2 protein-coding genes are annotated in these 18,992 nt (G+C 73.4%); both read right to left on the reverse strand.

Going from position 1 to position 18,992, the window contains the following annotated elements; translation table 11 throughout:
- Positions 1-6: 6 nt before the first annotated feature.
- Positions 7-17,586 carry a non-ribosomal peptide synthase/polyketide synthase gene (locus F9C11_RS31800; protein ID WP_409181044.1) on the reverse strand — a complete coding sequence of 5,860 codons (17,580 nt, stop codon included), beginning with the start codon at positions 17,584-17,586 and terminating at the stop codon, positions 7-9.
- A 77-nt stretch (positions 17,587-17,663) separates the two neighbouring features.
- Entirely contained in the window at positions 17,664-18,908 is a 1,245-nt protein-coding gene (locus F9C11_RS31805; protein ID WP_409181045.1) for a serine hydrolase domain-containing protein, read from the reverse strand.
- Between the last annotated feature and the right edge of the window lie 84 nt (positions 18,909-18,992).

Here is an 18,992-nt window from a genome sequence, read left to right on the forward strand (position 1 = left end):
GAGTCCTCACGATTCCAGTTCTGCGGCAAGCCGTTCCAGCTCGCTCAGCACGAGGTCTTCGACGGTTTCGGCCAGCGCCGCGACGGTGCGCGCGGCCATCACGTCGGCCGGGGTCAGCCGGACGTCGAAGAGCGCGCTGGCTTGGGCGGAAATCTGCAGGCTGCGCAGCGAATCGCCGCCGAGGGCGAAGAAGCTGTCCTGCGTGCCGACCCGGTCCGCGCCGAGCACCTCGGCCCAGATCCCGGCGAGCGCGCGCTCGGTCTCCGTCTTCGGTTCGACGTGCCCGGTCTCCGCCGCCCGCGGGACGGGCAGCGCCCGCCGGTCGAGTTTTCCGTTGGCGCTGACCGGAAGCCGGTCGAGCGCCACGAACGCCGACGGCACCAGGTAGTCCGGCAGGGACCGGGCCAGGAACTCCCTGAGCACGCCTTCGCCGGCCTCGGACACGACATAGGCGACCAGCTGCTTCGCGCCGGGCCGGTCCTCCCGGACGAGCACCGCGGCCTGCGCGACGTCCGGATGTTTCGCCAGCGCGGCCTCGACCTCGCCCGGCTCGACCCGGAACCCGCGCAGTTTGACCTGGTCGTCGCGGCGGCCGAGGAATTCCAGCGTGCCGTCGGGCAGCCAGCGGACGAGGTCGCCGGTGCGGTACATCCGCTCCCCCGGCGGGCCGGACGGATCGGCGACGAACCGGTCCGCGGTCAGCCCCGGCCGGTTCCGGTAGCCCCGGGCGAGACCCGCGCCGGCCAGGCACAGCTCGCCGGGCACGCCGGGCGGCACCGGGCGCAGGTCCGCGTCGAGCACCCGGGCGCGGGCGCCGTCCAGCGGGCGGCCGATCGGGATCCGGTCCGGCGGCGGCGCGTCCATCGGGTGGGCGGTGGCGAACACGGTCGTCTCGGTCGGGCCGTAGCCGTCGACGATCCGCAGCCCCGGGCACGCGGCCAGCACCCGCCGCACGGACTCCGCCGGGACGACGTCGCCGCCGGTCCAGACCTCGCGCAGGCCGGCGAAGCACTCCGGGGTTTCCTGGGCGAGGATCCGGAACAGCCCGGCGGTGACCCACATCGCGGTCAGGCCGTGCTCGCGGACGAGGCCGCGCAGCAGCGGCGCGTCGAGCCCGGTTTCCGGGCTGGTGACGACCCAGCCGCCGGTGAGCAGCGGCACCCACAGCTCGTAGGTCGAGGCGTCGAACGCGAGCGGCGAGTGCAGCAGGACCCGTTCGTGCGCCCCGCCGCGGAACCGGTGGTCGGCGGCCAGCGCCGCGACGTCGCGGTGGCGCACCACGACGCCCTTCGGCGCCCCGGCGGAGCCGGACGTGTACATCACGCAGGCCGCCTGGTCCGGGTCGACGGCGCACCCGGGGTCGCTGTCCGGCTCGTCGTCCACAGAGGACAGCAGAACCGTCTGGCCCAGCGGATGTTCTTCCGCGGCGACGACGAACCGGACCCCGTCGAGCAGCACCCGCTGCCGCTCGAGCGGGGCGCGCGCGTCGATCGGCAGGTACGCGCCGCCCGCCTTGACCACGGCCAGCTCGGCGACCACCGCCGCCGCGTGGTCCACCGCGAGGCCGACCGGTTCCTCCGGCCGCAGCCCGAGCCCGGCGAGCCGGTTCGCGAGCCGGTTGGCCCGCCGGTTCAGCTCGGCGTAGGTGACCGGTTCGCCGCCGAGGACGGCCGCGAGCGCGTTCGGCCGGCGGCGGACCTGCTCGGCGAACAGCTCGGGCAGCGACCGCGGGTCCGGCTCCTCGCAGGTCCCGGCCCGTTCGGCGAGGAACTGGGTCTCGGCGGCGGTCAGGACCGGGACGGCGCCGAGCGGGCGGGCGCCGTCCGAGGTCAGGCCGCGGAGGATTTCCAGCAATCGGGCGGCCAGGTCGGTCGCCGTCCGCGGGTCGAAGAGCGCCGGGTCGTAGCCGACGTCCACCGACAGCTCCGAACCGGGCGAAGCGACGACGGTGACCGGGAAGTTCGTGGTTTCCCGGGCGGACAGGTCGCGCACGGTCAGGCCGTGCCCGGCCGCCGCCCCGGTGATCGGGTAGTTCTCGAACACCACCAGGCTCTCGCACAGGTTCACCCCGCCCGGCAGGCCCGCCCAGTCCCGCACCCGGGCGAGCGGGACGTGCCCGTGCCCGCGCGCTTCGGCCTGCGCCGCTTGCAGCCGGGCGAGCCAGTCCGCGACCGGAACCCCCCGGTCGACGGCGACCCGCACCGGCAGGGTGTTGATGAAGATTCCGGGAATGTCGTCCACCCCGGGCACTTCGGCCGGGCGGCCGGAGGAGGTGGCGCCGAACACGACGTCGCTCTGTCCACTGTAGACCGACAGCAGCAGCGCCCAGGCGCCCTGCAGCACGACGTTGTGCGTGAGGCCGTGGCGTTTGACGAACGCGTCCAGCCGGGCGGTGGCGGACCGGTCGAGCCGGACGGGCAGCCATTCGGCCGAGCACGGGGCGTGGCCGGACGGCGGCGTCCGGTCGGCAGGCAGCCGCGTCGGGCCCTCGATCCCGGCGAGTGCCGCGCGCCAGAACTCTTCGGAGCCGGCCTGGTCGTGTTCGCCCAGCCAGGCGAGGTAGTCGCGGAACGGCGGCCGGGACGGCAGCGGCTGCCCGGCGTAGGCGGTGCAGACGTCCGAGAGCACCTGGAAGACGCTCCAGCCGTCGAGCAGGACGTGGTGGAACGTCCACAGCACCTGGACTTCCGTGTCCGACAGCCGGGCGAGCGCGACCCGGGACAGCGGCGCGACGGCCAGGTCCAGTCCTCGCGCGCGGTCTTCGGCGAGCAGCCGCGCCAGCTCCGTTCCGGGCTCCTCGAGGTCCGTCCAGTCGAGCTGCCGCACCGGCAGCTCGGCTTCGCGGTGCACGATCTGGACGGGTTCGGCCACGCCGGTCCAGGCGAACGACGTGCGCAGGACCGGCGTGCGGTCGACGACCTGCTGCCACGCCCGGCCCAGCCGCTGCGGATCGGCGACTCCTTCGAGCACGAAGGTGGCCTGCTCGAAGTACATGCCTTGCGCGGTCTGGGAAAGACCGTGGAAGACCATCCCGCCCTGCATCGGCGTCAGCGGGTAGATGTCCTCGACCTCGCGGCCGTCGCCGACCAGAGCGTCCACAGCGGACTGGTCGAGCGCGGCCAGCGGGAAGTCGGACGGGGTGCGTCCGCCCGCGCCGGGTTCGGCGCAGTGCGCGATGATTTCCCGCAGCGCCGTCCGCATCCGCTCGGCCAGGGTTGCGACGGTGTCCCCCGCGATCGCATGGGACCAGGTCAGCTCCAGCACCCCGTTTTCGACCCGGCCGACGACGTCGAGCACGTGGGTGCGGGGCGCGTTCGGATCGACATCGGAGTCCAGGCTGCCGACGCGGAACAGCCCGTCCTCGGCCGCGCTGAACTGGCCGAGGTAGTTGAAACTGACCTGCGGGTCGATCGCCGGGGCCGTGCCGGTCAGGTAGCGCAGCGCGCCGTACCCGATGCCCCGCCGCGGGATCGCGCGCAGCTGTTCCTTCACCGACTTGAGCGCCGCGCCCCAGTCGTCCGGAACGTCCAGCGCCACCGGGAACATGCTGGTGAACCAGCCGACCGTCCGGGACAGGTCGACGCCGGAGAACAGGTCCTCGCGGCCGTGGCCTTCCAGATCGACCACGGGCGTCCCGCCGGTCCAGTCCCGGAGCACCCGGCCGAGCGCGGTCAGCAGCACGTCGTTGACCTGCGTCCGGTACACCTCGGGGACCTCCTGCAGCAGCGCCCGGGTTTCCTCGGCGGTGAGCCGGACGGTGACCTCGCGCGTGTCGGCGACGACGCCCGGCTCGCCCGGCGCGACCGGCGGGAGGGACTGCCAGTGGGCGAGTTCGTCGTCGAAACCGCCCGCCTCGGCGTGTTCGGCGAGGCGGCGGGCCCAGGCGAGGAATGACGTCGTCTTCGGTTCGAGGTCTCCGCCGCGGTAGGCGGTTTCCAGGTCTTCCAAGAGGATTCGCCACGAGACGCCGTCGATGACCAGGTGGTGCGCGGCCAGCAGCAACCGCCGCCCGTCGAGGACCGCGTTCAGCAGCGGGCCGCGTTCGACGGCGAAGGCGGGCTCGCCGACGAGCAGCTCCACCGGGCCGGCCGGGGCGCAGTGTTGCGTCTGGCCGAAGCGCAGGCGCAGGGCGTCGTGGTGCGCCCACACCGTTTCGAGGGCTCGCCGCAGCGCTGCCTCGTCGACGTCCTCCGCGAATTCCAGGACCACCCGCTGGTCGAACCGCTCCGGCTGGGTCTCGAAATACCACCGCTGGATCGGGGTGAGCGGCGCTTCGCCGACGACCGGGCCCTGCTCGGCGTCCGGCCCGCGCCCGCCGCCCGCGTGCGCGGCCAGCGCGGCCAGCGTCGGATGCCGGAACACCTCGTGCGGCAACAGGTTCAGCCCGGCCCGGCGCGCGCGGGAGACGACCTGGATGCTGAGGATCGAGTCGCCGCCGAGTGCGAAGAAGTTCGCCTCGGCCCCGACGTTTTCGACCCCGAGCACCTCGGACCAGATCTCGGCCAGTGCCCGTTCGGCCTCCGTCGCCGGGGCCGTCCGGGCGCCGGTCGCGGCGAAGTCCGGGGCGGGCAGGGCGTGCCGGTCGAGTTTTCCGTTGCCGGTCAACGGCAGCCGGTCGAGCCGGACGAACGCGGCCGGGATCAGGTAGTCCGGCAGGGTTCGGGCGAGGAAGGCGGTCAGCTCGTCCGCGTCGCCGGTGTAGTAGGCGACGAGCCGTTTGACGCCGTGGTCCTCCCGGGCCAGCACGGCGGCCTGGGAGATCCCCGGATGCGCGGCCAGCGCGGCCTCGACCTCGCCGGGTTCGATCCGGAAGCCGCGGATCTTGACCTGCTCGTCCACGCGCCCGGCGAAGTCCAGTTCGCCCCGCGCGGTCCAGCGGACGAGGTCGCCGGTGCGGTACATCCGCTCCCCTGGCGGTCCGAACGGGTCGGGCAGGAACCGTTCGGCGGTCAGGCCGGGCGCGCCGTGGTAGCCGCGCGCCAGGCCCGGGCCGGCGAGGTGGAGTTCGCCGAGCGCGCCCGGCGGCACCGGCCGCAGGTCCGGGCCGAGGACGTAGGCGCGCGTGTTGTCCAGCGGTTTCCCGATCGGCACGACGTCCGGCACCGGGCCGAGGACCGGGTGCGCCAGCGCGAACGTCGTGGTCTCGGTCGGGCCGTAGACGTCCACCACGGTCGTGTCCGGGCAGGCTTCCCGCACCCGCCGCACCGCGGCCGACGGGACCGCGTCGCCGCCGGTCCAGACTTCCCGCAGCCCGCGGAAGATCTCCGGGGCCTCCTTCGCGGCCAGCCGGAACAGGCCGGTGGTGAGGAAGGAGGCGTCGACCCGGTGCTCGGCGAACAGCCGGCCGAGGGTCTCGAGGTCGAGGTCGCCGGGCGGGGCGACGACGACCGTGCCGCCGTTGAGCAGCGGCACCCAGAGTTCGTAGGTCGAGGCGTCGAAGGCCTGCGACGCGTGCAGCAGGACGCGGCTGTGCGCGGCGAAACGGCGGTCCGCCGCGAGTGCCACGATGTCGCGGCGGCTGGGTGCGACGCCCTTCGGCTTTCCGGTCGAACCGGAGGTGTACATGACGTACGCCAGGTTGGCCGGGTCCGCCTTCGGCAGCGGCACGTCCGCGGTGTGCTCGCCGGGGACGACTGTCAGTCCACTGTGGACATTCACGGCGGTATGGTGCCAAGACTCGTCAGTGACCAAGAGCTTCACGCCGGACAGGAGAGTCTTGAGCCGGGGCTCGGGGGCACGGGTGTCGAGCGGCAGATAGGCCGCGCCCGCTTTGACGATCGCCAGTTCCGCGACGATCAGCCCCGGCGAGCGGTCCATCAGCACGCCGACGAGCCGCTCCGGTCCCGCTCCGAGCGAGACCAGGTACCGCGCGAGCTGGTCGGTCTGCCGGTCCAGCTCCGCGTACGTCAGCCGTACTCCATCACCAGCCACCGCGACCGCGTCCGGAGCGCGCCGGACCTGTGCGGCGAACAGCTCGGTCAGGTCGTCGGCCGGGAGCGGCTGGGCGGTGTCGTTCCACTCGACCAGCACCCGGTGCCGTTCCGCCTCGGTGAGCAGGTCGATGTCCTCCAGCGACCGGTGCGGGTCCGCGCCGAACGCGTCGAGGACGGCGGTGAGCTGCCGGGTGATCCGCTCGGCGGTCTCGGCGTCGAACAGGTCGGGGTCGTAGCCGACGTCCAAGGTCAGCTGCTCCCCCGGCGACGCGACGACGCTGATCGGGTAGTTCGTCGTCTCCGCCGCGTCGACGTCGCGCAGCCGCAAGCCACGCGTCGAAGCCTGGTCGACCGGATAGTTCTCGAAGACCACGATGCTGTCGAAAAGGCTTCCGCCGCAGCCGCTCCACGCCTGCAGCTTCGTCAGCGGCAAGTGGCCGTACCGGCGGGACTCGACCTGCGCGGCCTGCAGTTCGGCCAGCCACGCGGTCACGTCGGCACCGGTCGCCGTGGTCCGCACGGGCAGGGTGTTGATGAAGATGCCGGTGATGTCGTCCGCGCCGGGCAGGTCGACCGGACGGCCGGAAACCGTCGTGCCGAAGCAGACGTCGCGCTCGCCGCTCAGCCGCGCCAGCACCAGCGCCCACGCGCCCTGCAGAACGGTGTTGAGCGTCAGGCCGGCCCGGCGCGCGAAGTCCCGCAGCTGTCCGGAATTTTCGACCGGCACGCGCAGCCATTCCGACGAACGGCTCGTGTGCGCCTGCGCGGGGGCCCGGTCGTAAGGCAGCCGCGCGGGTGCGACGAGGCTGCCGAGTTCCCGCCGCCAGTGTTCTTCGGCGGCCGCGTCGTCCTGCCGGTCCAGCCAGGCGAGGTAGTCGCGGAACGGCGGACGCTCGGGCAGCTCGGCGCCGGAATAGGCGGCGAACACGTCGGACAGCACGCCGAAGACGCTCCAGCCGTCGAGCAGGACGTGGTGGAACGTCCACAGCACCCGGACTTCGGTGTCCGACAAGCGCGCGAAAGCCAGCCGCAGCAACGGCATTTCGGTGAAATCGAGCCCCTGGGCCCGGTCGGCGGCGAGCAGGTCCCGCCAGGCCCGGTCGCGGTCGTCCGGGGTCCGGTCGCGCCAGTCGTGCCGGGTGATCGGGACCGGGAGCCGCCGCCGCACGACCTGGACCGGCTCGGGCACGCCCTCCCAGGCGATCCGCGTCCGCAGCACCGGCGTCCGGTCGACCACCCGCTGCCAGGCCCGTTCCAGCGCGGCCAGGTCCTCGACGCCGTCGAGCACGAAGCCGACCTGCTGGAAGTAGACGCGCTCGCCAGGTTGGGACAGGGCGTGGAACACCATCCCGGACTGCATCGGCGTCAGCGGGTAGACGTCCTCGACCTCGCGGCCGTCGCCGACCAGACTGTCCACAGCAGACTGGTCCAGCGCGGCCAACGGGAAGTCCGACGGGGTCCGGCCGCCCGCCGCCGGATCGGCGCAGTGCCGGATGATCTCGCGCAGCGCGGCGGTCATCGCGGCGGCCAGAGTGTCCATAGTGGACCGATCGTGGACGCCTTCCGCGTAGTACCAGGTCAATTCCAGTTCGCCGGTCTCGACGCGGCCGACGACGTCCAGCAGGTGCGCGCGAGCCGAGCGGGGGCTTTCGTCGGATTCGATGCGGCCGGAGCCGAACTGGCCGAGGTAGTTGAAGCTCACCTGCGGGTCGATCTCCGGGGCCGTGCCGGTCAGGTAGCGCAGCGCGCCGTAGCCGATCCCGCGTCGCGGCACCGCGCGCAGCTGTTCCTTGACGGACTTGAGCGCCGTGCCCCAGTCGTCCGGGACGTCCAGCGCCACCGGGAAGACGGTGGTGAACCAACCGACCGTGCGGGACAGGTCGACGTCCTCGAACAGCTCCTCGCGCCCGTGCCCTTCCAGATCGACCACGGGCGTCCCGCCGGTCCAGTCGCGCAGGACCCGGCCGAGCGCGGTCAGCAGCACGTCGTTGACCTGCGTGCGATAGACCTTCGGGACGTCTCGCAGCAGCGCGTTCGTCTCGGCGGCGGACAGCCGGGCGGTCACCGAGCGCATCGACGCGACGGTCGCGTCGCCTCGGCCGTCGACCGGCACCGCGGTGCTGCCGGACACGCCGCGCCAGTAGCCGAGTTCGTCGTCGAAGCCGCCCTCGGCAGCGTGCTCGGCGAGCCGGATCGCCCAGTCGCGGAAGGACGTCGTGCGGGGGCCGAGGTCGATCGGCTTGCCGTGCGACGCCTGGTCGCAGGCGCGCTCGAAGTCTTCGAGGAGCACGCGCCACGACACGCCGTCGACCACGAGGTGATGCACGGACAGCCGGTCCTGCTCGAAGCGGACCAGCGGTGCTTCCGCGCCGGCCGGGCCGTTTTCCTGAAGCCAGTGGGTTTCGCCGCGGGCGAAGCGCATCCGGAGCGCGTCGTGGTGCGTCAAGAGCGCCTCGACGGCCGCGTGCGCGGCGTCCGGATCGAGCGGTGCCAAGCGGACGAACTGGTGGAAGTGGTCCGGCTCGGCGGTTTGCGTCGCGAAGAACCAGTGCTGGATCGGGGTGAGCGGCACCGGACCCCGCACCGGACCGCGTTCGACGGCCGCGGCCGCGGTGCGGGCCGCCGCGGCGAGCGCGGCCGGGGTGCGGTGCGCGAAGAGGTCGCCCGGCTGCAGCTCCAGCCCGGCCCTGCGGGCCCGGGAGACGACCTGCATGCTGAGGATCGAATCGCCGCCCAGCTCGAAGAAGTCGTCCGTCGCGCCGACGCGGTCGACGTTGAGCACGTCGGCCCAGATCTCCGCGATCGCGCGTTCGCGCCCGGTCCTCGGCGCGACGTGGTCCCGCGCGCCGAACTCGGGCTCCGGCAGCGCCTGCCGGTCGAGTTTCCCGTTGACGTTCACCGGGAACCGCTCCAGCCGGACGAACGCGGCGGGCACCAGATAGTCCGGCAGCGTCCGGCCGAGGAATTCCGCCAGGCCCTCGGTTTCGCCGACGACGTAGGCGACCAGCCGCTTCACGCCGCCGTCCGAACGGGCCAGCACGGCCGCCTGCTCGACGCCGGGATGCTCGCCGAGCGCCGCCTCGATCTCGCTCGGCTCGACCCGGAACCCGCGGATCTTGACCTGCTCGTCCGCCCGGCCGACGAACTCGAGCGAGCCCTCGTCGTTCCAGCGCACCAGGTCGCCGGTGCGGTACATCCGCTCCCCCGGCGGGCCGAACGGGTCCGCGACGAACCGGTCCGCGGTCAGCCCGGGACGGCCGAGGTACCCGCGCGCCAGGCCCGCGCCGGCGAGGTGCAGTTCGCCGGGCGCGCCGGGCGGGACCAGCCGGAGGTCGTCGTCGAGGACGTAGGCCCGGGTGTGGTCGAGCGGCCCGCCGATCGGGACGACGTCCGGCACCTCGCCGGGCAGCGGGTGCACGGTCGCGAACGTGGTGGTTTCGGTGGGCCCGTACACGTCGGCGACCAGGGTGTCCGGGCACGCCGCCCGCACCCGGCGCAGCGCGGCCGCGGGGACGGCGTCGCCGCCGGTCCAGACTTCCCGCACGCCCGCGAAGACCTCCGGCGATTCCTGCGCGACCAGGCGGAACAGCCCGGTGGTGAGGAACGCCCCGGTCACGCCGTGCGTCGTCAGCGAGCGGCCGAGCGTCTCGACGTCCACGTCCCCCGGCGGGGCCAGCACGACGGTGCCGCCGTTGAGCAGCGGCACCCACAGTTCGTAGGTCGCGGCGTCGAAGGCCTGTTGCGAGTGCAGCAGAACCCGGTCGTGCCGGGCGAACCGCCGGTCCGCGGCAAGGGCCACGACGTCGCGATGCCGGGCCGCGACGCCCTTCGGACGGCCGGTCGAACCGGACGTGTAGATGACGTAGGCGAGCTGGTCGGGCTCGACGCGGACGGCTGGCGGGGTGTCCGGGCCGCCGCTCTCGCCGGTGAGGATGGCGCCGAGGTGGACTTCCTCGGCGGTCGCCAGCCACGCCGCGTCGGCGAGCAGGACTCGTGCTTCCGCTTCCCGCAGGAGCAGCCGCAGCCGCTCGGCCGGGGCGCGCAGGTCCAGCGGAAGGTAAGCGCCGCCGGCCTTGAGGATCGCGAGTTCGGCGACGACGAGTTCCGGCGCGCGGTTCATCAGGACGGCGACCCGGTCCTCCGCCCGCACGCCCGCCTCGAGCAGCCGGTGGGCGAGCCGGTTCGCGCGGAGGTCGAGGTCCCGGTAGGTGAGCTGCTCGTCGTCGGTCACCAGCGCGACGGCGTCCGGGTTACCGAGGACCTGGGCCTCGAACAGCTCCGGCACCGCCTTGGCCGGGAGCGGGCGCGCGGTCTCGTTCCGTTCGGCGAGCAGCTGCTGAGTCTCGGCCTCGGACAGCATCGGCACGCGGGACACCGGCTCGTGCGGTGCCGCGATCATGCTCCGGAGCAGTGCTTCGAGGTGCGTCGCGAGCCTGGCCGCGGCTTGGTCGCCGATCCGCGCCGGGTCGTGTGTGAGGATCAGCGAAAGCTTGCGCCCGGGGTAGGCGACGACGCCCAGCGGGTAGCTGGTCCGCTCGGCCGCGCGGACGTCGCGCAGCTCCGACACCTCGTCGATCGGGTAGTTCTCGAAGACGACGATGCTGTCGAACAAGCTGCCGCCGCCGCTCCACGCCTGCAGTTTCGTCAGGCCGACGTGCCCGAACCGGCGCGATTCCGCTTGTGCCGCCTGGAGATCGCGCAGCCAGTCCGCGACCGCGCGGGTGCGGTCGAGCCGGACGCGCACCGGCAGGGTGTTGATGAAGATGCCGGGAATGTCGTCCGCGCCGGGCAGTTCCGCCGGACGGCCGGAGACCGTCGCGCCGAAGCACACCTCGGTTTCGCCGCTGTAGCGCGCCAGCAACGCAGCCCACGCGCCTTGGACGACGGTGTTGACGGTCAGCCGGTTCCGTCGCGCGAAGGCGTACACCGCGGCGGACGTTTCGGCGTCGAACTCCACCGGGACGCGGCCGGTCGAGCTTGCCGTGTGCGTGCGGACGGCGGGGCGTTCGAGGGGCAACGGAGTCGGCGTCACCCCGGCGAGTTCGGCGCGCCAGTGCTCCTCGGCACGTTCGTCGTCCTGGTCGGCGAGCCAGGCCGCGTAGTCGCGGAACGGCGGCCGGACCGGCGGTTCTTCGCCGCGCAGCAAGGCCACGACGTCGGAGAGGAGGCCGAACACGCTCCAGCCGTCGAGCAGGACGTGGTGGAACGTCCAGAGCACGCGCACTCTGGTGGCGGATTCCCTCGCGATGACCAGCCGCGTCAACGGGGCCTGGGCGAGATCGAATCCTTCGGCGAGGTCCTGCTCCAGCAGTTGCTCGAGGGCTTCTTCGGCGTCCACTGCGGACCAGTCCAGATAGGACACTGGCAGCTCCGCCGTACGGTCCACGACCTGCAGCGGCTGCGGCACGCCGTCCCAGACGATCCGGCTGCGCAGAATCGGGGTCCGCTCGGCGATCCGCTGCCAGGCCTCGCCCAGCCGCCGCGGCTCGGGCACGTCGTCCACAGTGAACGAAACCTGTTCGAAGTAGACCCGGTCGCCGGGCTGGGCGAGGTCGTGGAACACCATCCCGGCCTGCATCGGCGTCAGCGGGTAGACGTCCTCGACGTCACGGCCGTCGCCGGCCAATTCGTCCACTGTGGACTGGTCCAGCGCGGCCAGCGGGAAATCCGACGGCGTCCGGCCGCCCGCTCCCGGCTCCGCGCAATGCCGGACGATCTCGCGCAGCGCTTCGGCCGTCGCCGCGGCCAGCCGGTCCACAGTGGACTTCTCGTGGACGCCGTCGGCGTAATGCCAGGCCAGCTCCAGCTCCCCGCCCTCGACGCGACCGACGACCTCCAGCAGGTGCGGGCGGACGGTGTCCGGCGAGACGTCCAGCGCGAGTTCGCGGTGCAGGACCAGGTCGCCGGGCAGGTCGAACTGGCCCAGGTAGTTGAAGCTCACCTGCGGTTCGATCACCGGCGCGGACCCGGCGAGATACCGCAGCGCGCCGTAGCCGATCCCCCGGCGCGGGACCGCGCGCAGCTGCTCCTTGACCGCTTTCAGCGCCGCGCCCCAGCCGTCCGGAACGTCCAGCGCGACCGGGAAGATGCTGGTGAACCAGCCGACCGTCCGCGACAGGTCGACCCCGTCGAACAGCTCCTCGCGGCCGTGCCCTTCGAGATCGACCACCGGCCGCTGCCCGGTCCACTCCCCCAGCACCCGGCCCAGCGCGGCCAGCAGCACGTCGTTGACCTGCGTCCGGTACGCCCGCGGCACCTCGCGCAGCAGCGCGCGCGTCTCGTCGGCGGTGAGCCGGGCCGTGACGACGCGGGCGCGGCCGAAGGTGTTCTCCGCCGTGCCGTCGACCGGGAGCGGGGCGGGCGCGGGCAGTTCCCACCAGTGCGCGAGTTCGTCGTCGAAGCCGCCCGCTGCCGCGTGTTCGGCGAGCCTTCGCGCCCACTCGCGGAAGGACGTGGTCCGCGGACCGAGGTCGATCGGTTCGCCGCGCACGGCCTGCTGATAACCGCGGTCGAGGTCTTCCAGCAGCAGCCGCCACGACACGCCGTCGACCACCAGGTGGGGCGCGGCCAGGTGCAGGGTCCGCGGCCCGCCGGTCAGCGACCACCGCAGCAGCGTGTGCCCTTCGCCGACCGGGGCGTTGTGCTGCTGCCAAGCGTCGCGGTCCTGGGTGAACCGCATCCGCAGCGCGTCGTGCCGCTCGGACAACGCGCCCAGCGCACTGATCAGCGCGGTCAAGTCGACGTCGGCGGGCAGCTCGACGGCGATCGTCTGGTCGAAGCGGTCCGCGCCCAGGCCGAAGAACCAGTGCTGGATCGGGGTCAGGACGACTTCGCCGCTCTCCGGGCCGCGCGCCGGGATCGCGCCGGCCTCGCCGACGGCCGGCGCGAGCGCCGCGATGGTCTGGTGGCGGAACAGGTCGGCGGTGGTCACGCTGAGCCCGGCCTGCCGGGCACGGGCGCTCACCTGGATGCTCAGGATCGAATCGCCGCCGAGGGCGAAGAAGTTGTCGTCCACGCCGACCCGGTCGAGGCCGAGCACGTCCGCCCAGATCCCGGCGAGCACGGCCTCCCGCCCGGTGCGCGGGGCCGTCGTCCGCTCGCTGGCGACCTGCGGTTCCGGCAGCGCGCGGCGGTCGACCTTGCCGTTGGCGGTGAGCGGCAGCTCGGCCATCGGGACGAGGACCGACGGCACCAGGTAGTCCGGCAGGGTGCGGCCGAGGGCGCGGCGGAGGTCCTCGGGGTCGGCCGGTCCGACCACGTAGCCGACGAGCTGCTTGCGTCCGCCGGTCGTGCGGATCGTCACGAACGCCCGCGCCACCCCGTCCTCCGCGGCCAGCGCGCGTTCGATCTCGGCCGGTTCGACCCGGAAGCCGCGGATCTTGACCTGATCGTCCGCGCGGCCGAGGAATTCGAGCGTGCCGTCGCCCCGCCACCGGCCGAGGTCGCCGGTCCGGTACATCCTCTCGCCGGGCCGGCCGAACGGGTCGGCGACGAACCGGTCCGCGGTCGCGCCCGGCTGGCCGAAGTACCCGCGCGCGAGCCCGGCTCCGGCGACGCAGACCTCGCCGGCCGCGCCGCGCGGGAGCAGGCGGAACCGGTCGTCGACGACGTGGATCCGGACGTCCCGCAGCGGCGTGCCGATCGGGATCGGGTCGGGGACCTCGGCCGGCATCCGGAACGACGTGGCGAACGTGGTGGTCTCGGTCGGGCCGTAGCCGTCCACGACGGCGATGCCGGGGCAGCGGTCGAGCACCCGGCGGACGGCGGCCGGCGGCACGACGTCGCCGCCGGTCCAGACCTCGCGCAGGCCGGCGAAGCACTCCGGCGTCTCCTCGGCGAAGAGCCGGAAGAGGCCCGCGGTCAGCCAGAGCGCGCTCAGGCCGTGCCGGGCGACCAGCTGCTGGACCGCGTCGGCGTCGAGGTCTCCCGGCGGCGCGACGACCACGGTGCCGCCGTTGAGCAGCGGCACCCACAGCTCGTAGGTGGAGGCGTCGAAGGCGAGCGGGGAATGCAGCAGGACTCGCTCGTGGCCGGAAAACCGCGGGTCGGTCGCGAGGGCCGTGACGTCCGCGTGCCGCACGGCTACGCCCTTCGGGACGCCGGTGGAGCCTGAGGTGTACTCGACGTAGGCGAGGTTTTGTTCGCTCAGTGCGATTTCTGGCGCGGTGGAAGGTTCGTCGACGTCTGTCACCAGCAGCGTGAGTCCATTATGGACAGTGGTGGCGGTGTCGTGCCAAGTGCGGTCGGTGAGCACCAGCGGCACTCCGTCGAGGACGCGGCGCAGCCGGTCGGCCGGAGCGCGCAGGTCCAGCGGGAGGTAGGCGCCACCGGCCTTGAGGATCGCCAGCACGGCCACGACGAGGTCGGCCGAGCGGTCCATCAGGACGCCGACCCGGTCCTCCGGGCGGACGCCTCGCCGGATCAGGCGCTGGGCGAGGCGGTTCGCGCGGGCCCGCAGTTCGGCGTAGGTCAGCCGGACGTCGCCGGAGACCACCGCGAGGTCGTCCGGCCGTTGGCCGGCACGTCGGTCGAAGAGGTCCGGCACCGTCTGCCGAGGCCGGTTGCCGGACGGGTTTTCCGGTTGCCCCGGGAGCAGGAACCGGCGGTCCTCGGCGGTGAGCAGCGGCAGGTCGCCCACCGGCCGCGCCGGATCAGCGGCGATCCCGGCGAGCAAGACCTCCAGGCTGCGCGCGAGGCGTTCGATGGTGGCGCCGTCGAAAAGCGCGGTGGCGTACTCGATCGTGACGCGCAGGCCGTCGGGGCGCGGCCAGAACTCCACCACGAGATCGAAGCGCGCCGACGGCCGCGGCAGGGCGTACTCGCTGACCCGCAGCCCGGCGACCGTACGCTCCGCCACCAGCGGCCGCTGCAGGACGACGACCGCCTGCACCAACGGCGTCCGCGACGGGTCGCGTTCGGGCTGGACCTCCTCCACGACCCGGTCGAACGGCACGTCCCCGTGCGCGAACGCGGACAGCACGGTCTCCCGGAATTCCGCCAGGAAGCGCTCGAACGGCTGCGCACTGTCCACAGAGGACCGGAGCACGAGCGTGTTGACGAAGAATCCGGTCAGCGGCTCCAGTTCGGCCCGGTCGCGTCCGGACACCGCCGTGCCGACCGCGATGTCCCGCTGCCCGCTGTAGGCGGCCAGCACTGCCTGCACGGCCGCGGTCAGGGTCATGAACAGCGTGGCACCCTGCTCACGGCCCGCTTCCGCGACCCGGCGGACCAGGTCGGCGGACAGGTCGTGCCGGTGCACCGCGCCCTCGGTGGTGCGCTGCGGCGGCCGCGGACGGTCGGTCGGCAGGGCGAGCGGTTCGAGGCCGTCGAGTGCCGCGCGCCAGTAGCCGAGCTGGTCGAGGCGTTCGGACGCCAGCCGCCACCGGGTGTAGTCCTGGTAGCCGAGCGGCAGCGGGGGCAGGGCCGCGCCGCGGTAGAGGTCGAGAAGTTCGCCGGTGAGCACCTCGATCGACCGGCCGTCGGTGACGATGTGGTGCTGGCACAGCAGAAGCAGGTGCTCGTCCGGGCCGAGCGGGTACAGCGCGGCCCGGGTCAGCGGGCCCGTCCGAAGGTCGAACGGCCGGCGCAATTCCGCCTTCAGAGTCTCGTCGTCCGGGGCGGAATCCGCTATGCTCAAGGGGATTTCCCCGGTCGGCGCGATGCGCTGCATGCCTTGTCCCGCAACGGAATCGAAGGTCGTGCGCAGCGATTCGTGCCGTGCGCAGAGAGAGGCCAGCGCGGTGCGCAGAGTTCCGAGGTCCAGCGGGCCGGACAGGCGGATCCCGACGCCCGTGTTGTACTCGGTGCTGCCGCCGGTCAGTTCGTCGAGGAACCACAGCCGCCGCTGCGCCGGGGAGAGCGGCAGCAGGTCCCGCGGCGGCCCCGCCGGGATCTCCTGCCCGGCTCTCGGACCGCTGTCCACGAGCCGCGCGAGTGCCGCCACGCTGGGCGCGTCGAAGAGCGCCCGCGCCGACAGCTCGGCGCCGAGCTTGCGCCGCAGCCGGGACAGCGCCTGCACGGCCAGGATCGAGTCGCCGCCGAGAGCGAAGAAATCGTCCTCGGCGCCGATCCGGTCCAGTCCCAGCACCTCCGCGACGATCCCGGCGACGGCGCGTTCGGTGTCCGTACGCGGTTCGGCGCCGCCGTCCGCCGGTTCGCTCGGCGGCGCGGGCAGTGCTTTCCGGTCGACCTTTCCGTTGGCGCTCAACGGAAGCTCGTCCAGCACGACGATCGCCGAGGGCACTTGATAGCCCGGCAGCACCGCCGCGGCCGCGGCCTTCAGGTCTTTCCGCGGCGCGCCGGGAGCCAGCACGACGTAGGCGACCAGGCGTTTGGCTCCCGGCCCGTCCTCCCGCGCGACCACCACCGCCTCCGCCACCGTGTCGTCCGCGGCGAGCACGCCCTCGATCTCGCCGAGTTCCACCCGGAAGCCGCGGATCTTGACCTGGTCGTCGGCGCGGCCGAGGAATTCCAGCTCGCCCTGGCCGTTCCAGCGCACCAGGTCGCCGGTGCGGTACATCCGCTCGCCGGGCACGCCGGGATCGGCGACGAACTTCTCCGCCGTCGCCCCGGGACGCGCCCAGTACCCGCGCGCCAGCCCCGCCCCGGCCAGGTGCAGCTCGCCGGGTTCGCCGGCCGCGACCGGGTTCAGCGCGTCGTCCAGGACGTACGCGCGCACGTCGTCCAGCGGGCGGCCGATCGGCACCGCGGTCACGTCCCCCGGCTGGACCGCGTGGGCCGTCGCGAACGTGGTGGTCTCGGTCGGGCCGTACCCGTCCACGACCGTGACGCCGGGGCAGGCGCGCAGCACCCGCCGCACCGCCCCGGCCGGAACGACGTCGCCACCGGTCCAGACCTCTCGCACGCCCTGGAAACAGTCCGGCGCCTCCTGCGCGACGACCCGGAACAGGCCCGCGGTCAACCAGATCGCGCCGATGCCGTACCGGGAAACGACTTCGCGGAGCAGCTCGACGTCGAGGTCTCCCGGCGGCGCGACCACCACGGTGCCGCCGGTCAGCAAGGGCACCCACATTTCGTAGGTGGAGGCGTCGAAGGCCGCCGGCGAGTGCAGCAGCACCCGGCGATGCGCGGCCCCGGCGAACCGCTGGTCGGCCGCGAGGGCCGCGACGTCCCGGTGCCGGACCGCGACCCCCTTGGGCGTCCCGGTCGAGCCGGACGTGTGCATCAGGTAGGCCAGGTTGTCCGGATGCAGTCGCACCGAAGGGAAATCCTCCCGCGGCCGCACCCGTCCGAGCACGACGATCTGTCCAGTGTGGATCTCCGCGGCGCGGACCGGATCGTCGGTAAGCAGGATCGTGACCCCGGCCTCGAGCAGCAGCGTCCGCAACCGGCTGTCCGGCGCGCGCCGGTCGAGCGGCACGTACGCGCCGCCCGCGGCGACCACGGCCAGCTCCGCGACGACCAGCCCGGCCGACCGCCGCGCCAGCACTCCGACCCGGTCTTCGGTCCGCAAGCCCAGCCGCAGCAGATGCGCGGCGAGGCTTCCGGCTTCGCCGGCCAGTTCGGCGTACGTCAGCCGGGTCGCCGCGCCGTCCACGGCGAGCGCGTCCGGAGCCTGCCGCGCCTGGGCGGCGAACAGCTCGGGCAGAGTGGCGGCAGGGTCCGGTCCGGCCGGAATGTGGGGGGCGGTCATCGTTTTTCGCTACCTTCCGGGCACGCCAAGGGATCCCGCTTCGACGCGGGCGAGGACGAGAAGTTCGGAGGGCGGGCTCAGCACCGCCGCGCGAGCCGGCCGCCGATTTCGACGGCGGTCGCCGCGCCGGGCCGGCCGCGGAACCGGCCGCACGGCGTGGCGCGGCCGGTCGCCGGATCGCGGACGGTGAAGGAGCCGTCGGCGTACCGGGTCAGTTCGGGGAAGACGTCGCCGTCCACGTCGAGACAGGCGCCGCCGGCGGCGTCCGGTCGGATCGCATATCCGATCGCGCCGTTGCGATAATTGCCGAAATCGCCGTCCGGCATGGGAATCGGGCAGGATTCCGCAGCCTGGACGCGATGCGGCGGGAGGCCGAGTTCCGGCAGCTCCCCGGCCAGGTCGTGCCAGAGGTCGCCGCCCCCGGCCCCGTTGGCGGTCAGCGCGAGCACGCACGCGCCGGACTGGTCGATCCGCAGGTGGCACGAGGTCCCGTCGGCCGTGCCGTCGTGCCCGAGCCAGCGGAAGTCCTCGTCGCCGAAACAGGCCAGCCCCAGTCCCCAGCCGTCGGCGAGGCCGAACGGTTCCGCGCGTTCCACGGGCCGGTGCAGGTCGCTCGCGGTCACGACGTCGAGCAGGCCGGGTTTGCCGAGGTGGACGCGGCCCAGCGCGACCAGGTCGCGGGCGCTCAGCGCGAGCGCGCCCGCCGGGTCCAGCATCGGCGGCAGCACCTGCGCGAGCGGCCGCCCGCCGTCGCGCGCGTGCCCGGTCGCGACGCCCGGGCTGTCGACGAAGAACGGTTCGATCTCCAAGGGCCGCAACAGGATCGACGCGACCGCCTCGCGCCAGCTCATCCCGGTGACCTCTTCGATCAGCAGGCCGGCCAGCGCATAGCCGAGGTTGGAATAGGAGAACGCGGTCCCCGGCTCGCAGACGAACTCCGCGGAGCGCACCTCTTTCCGGCAGGACCCGGCGGCGTCGGCCGGGTCCGAGGGCAGCCCGCTCGTGTGGCTGAGCAGCCTGCGCAAGGTCAGCGACGCGGAAAGCCCGGGATCGCCCAGGATCTCGCCGACCGGCTGGTCCAGCTCGAGATCGCCGTCGGACACCAGCAGCATCGCGACCGTCGCGGTGGCGACTTTGGTGATCGAGCCGACCGGCACCCGCGTGCTCTCCCGCATGGGCCTGCCGCCGCCCGCGTCCCCGGTCTGGACCATGACGGCCTCGCCTCCGGACCACACCGCGACCTGCGCTCCCGGCACCCGATGCCGGGCGGCCAGCCGCGGGAGCACGGCGGCCAGCCGGTCCGCACTGCCGACGCCGGGCACCGGGCGCGGTCTCGGGACGTCGGTTCTTTCTTTCCGGGAGTGCATGACCATGCCTTTCGAATACTCGTCGGAACCGCGCGGTGA

This window comes from Amycolatopsis sp. VS8301801F10 (assembly GCF_046195355.1).
Taxonomy (GTDB): Bacteria; Actinomycetota; Actinomycetes; order Mycobacteriales; family Pseudonocardiaceae; genus Amycolatopsis.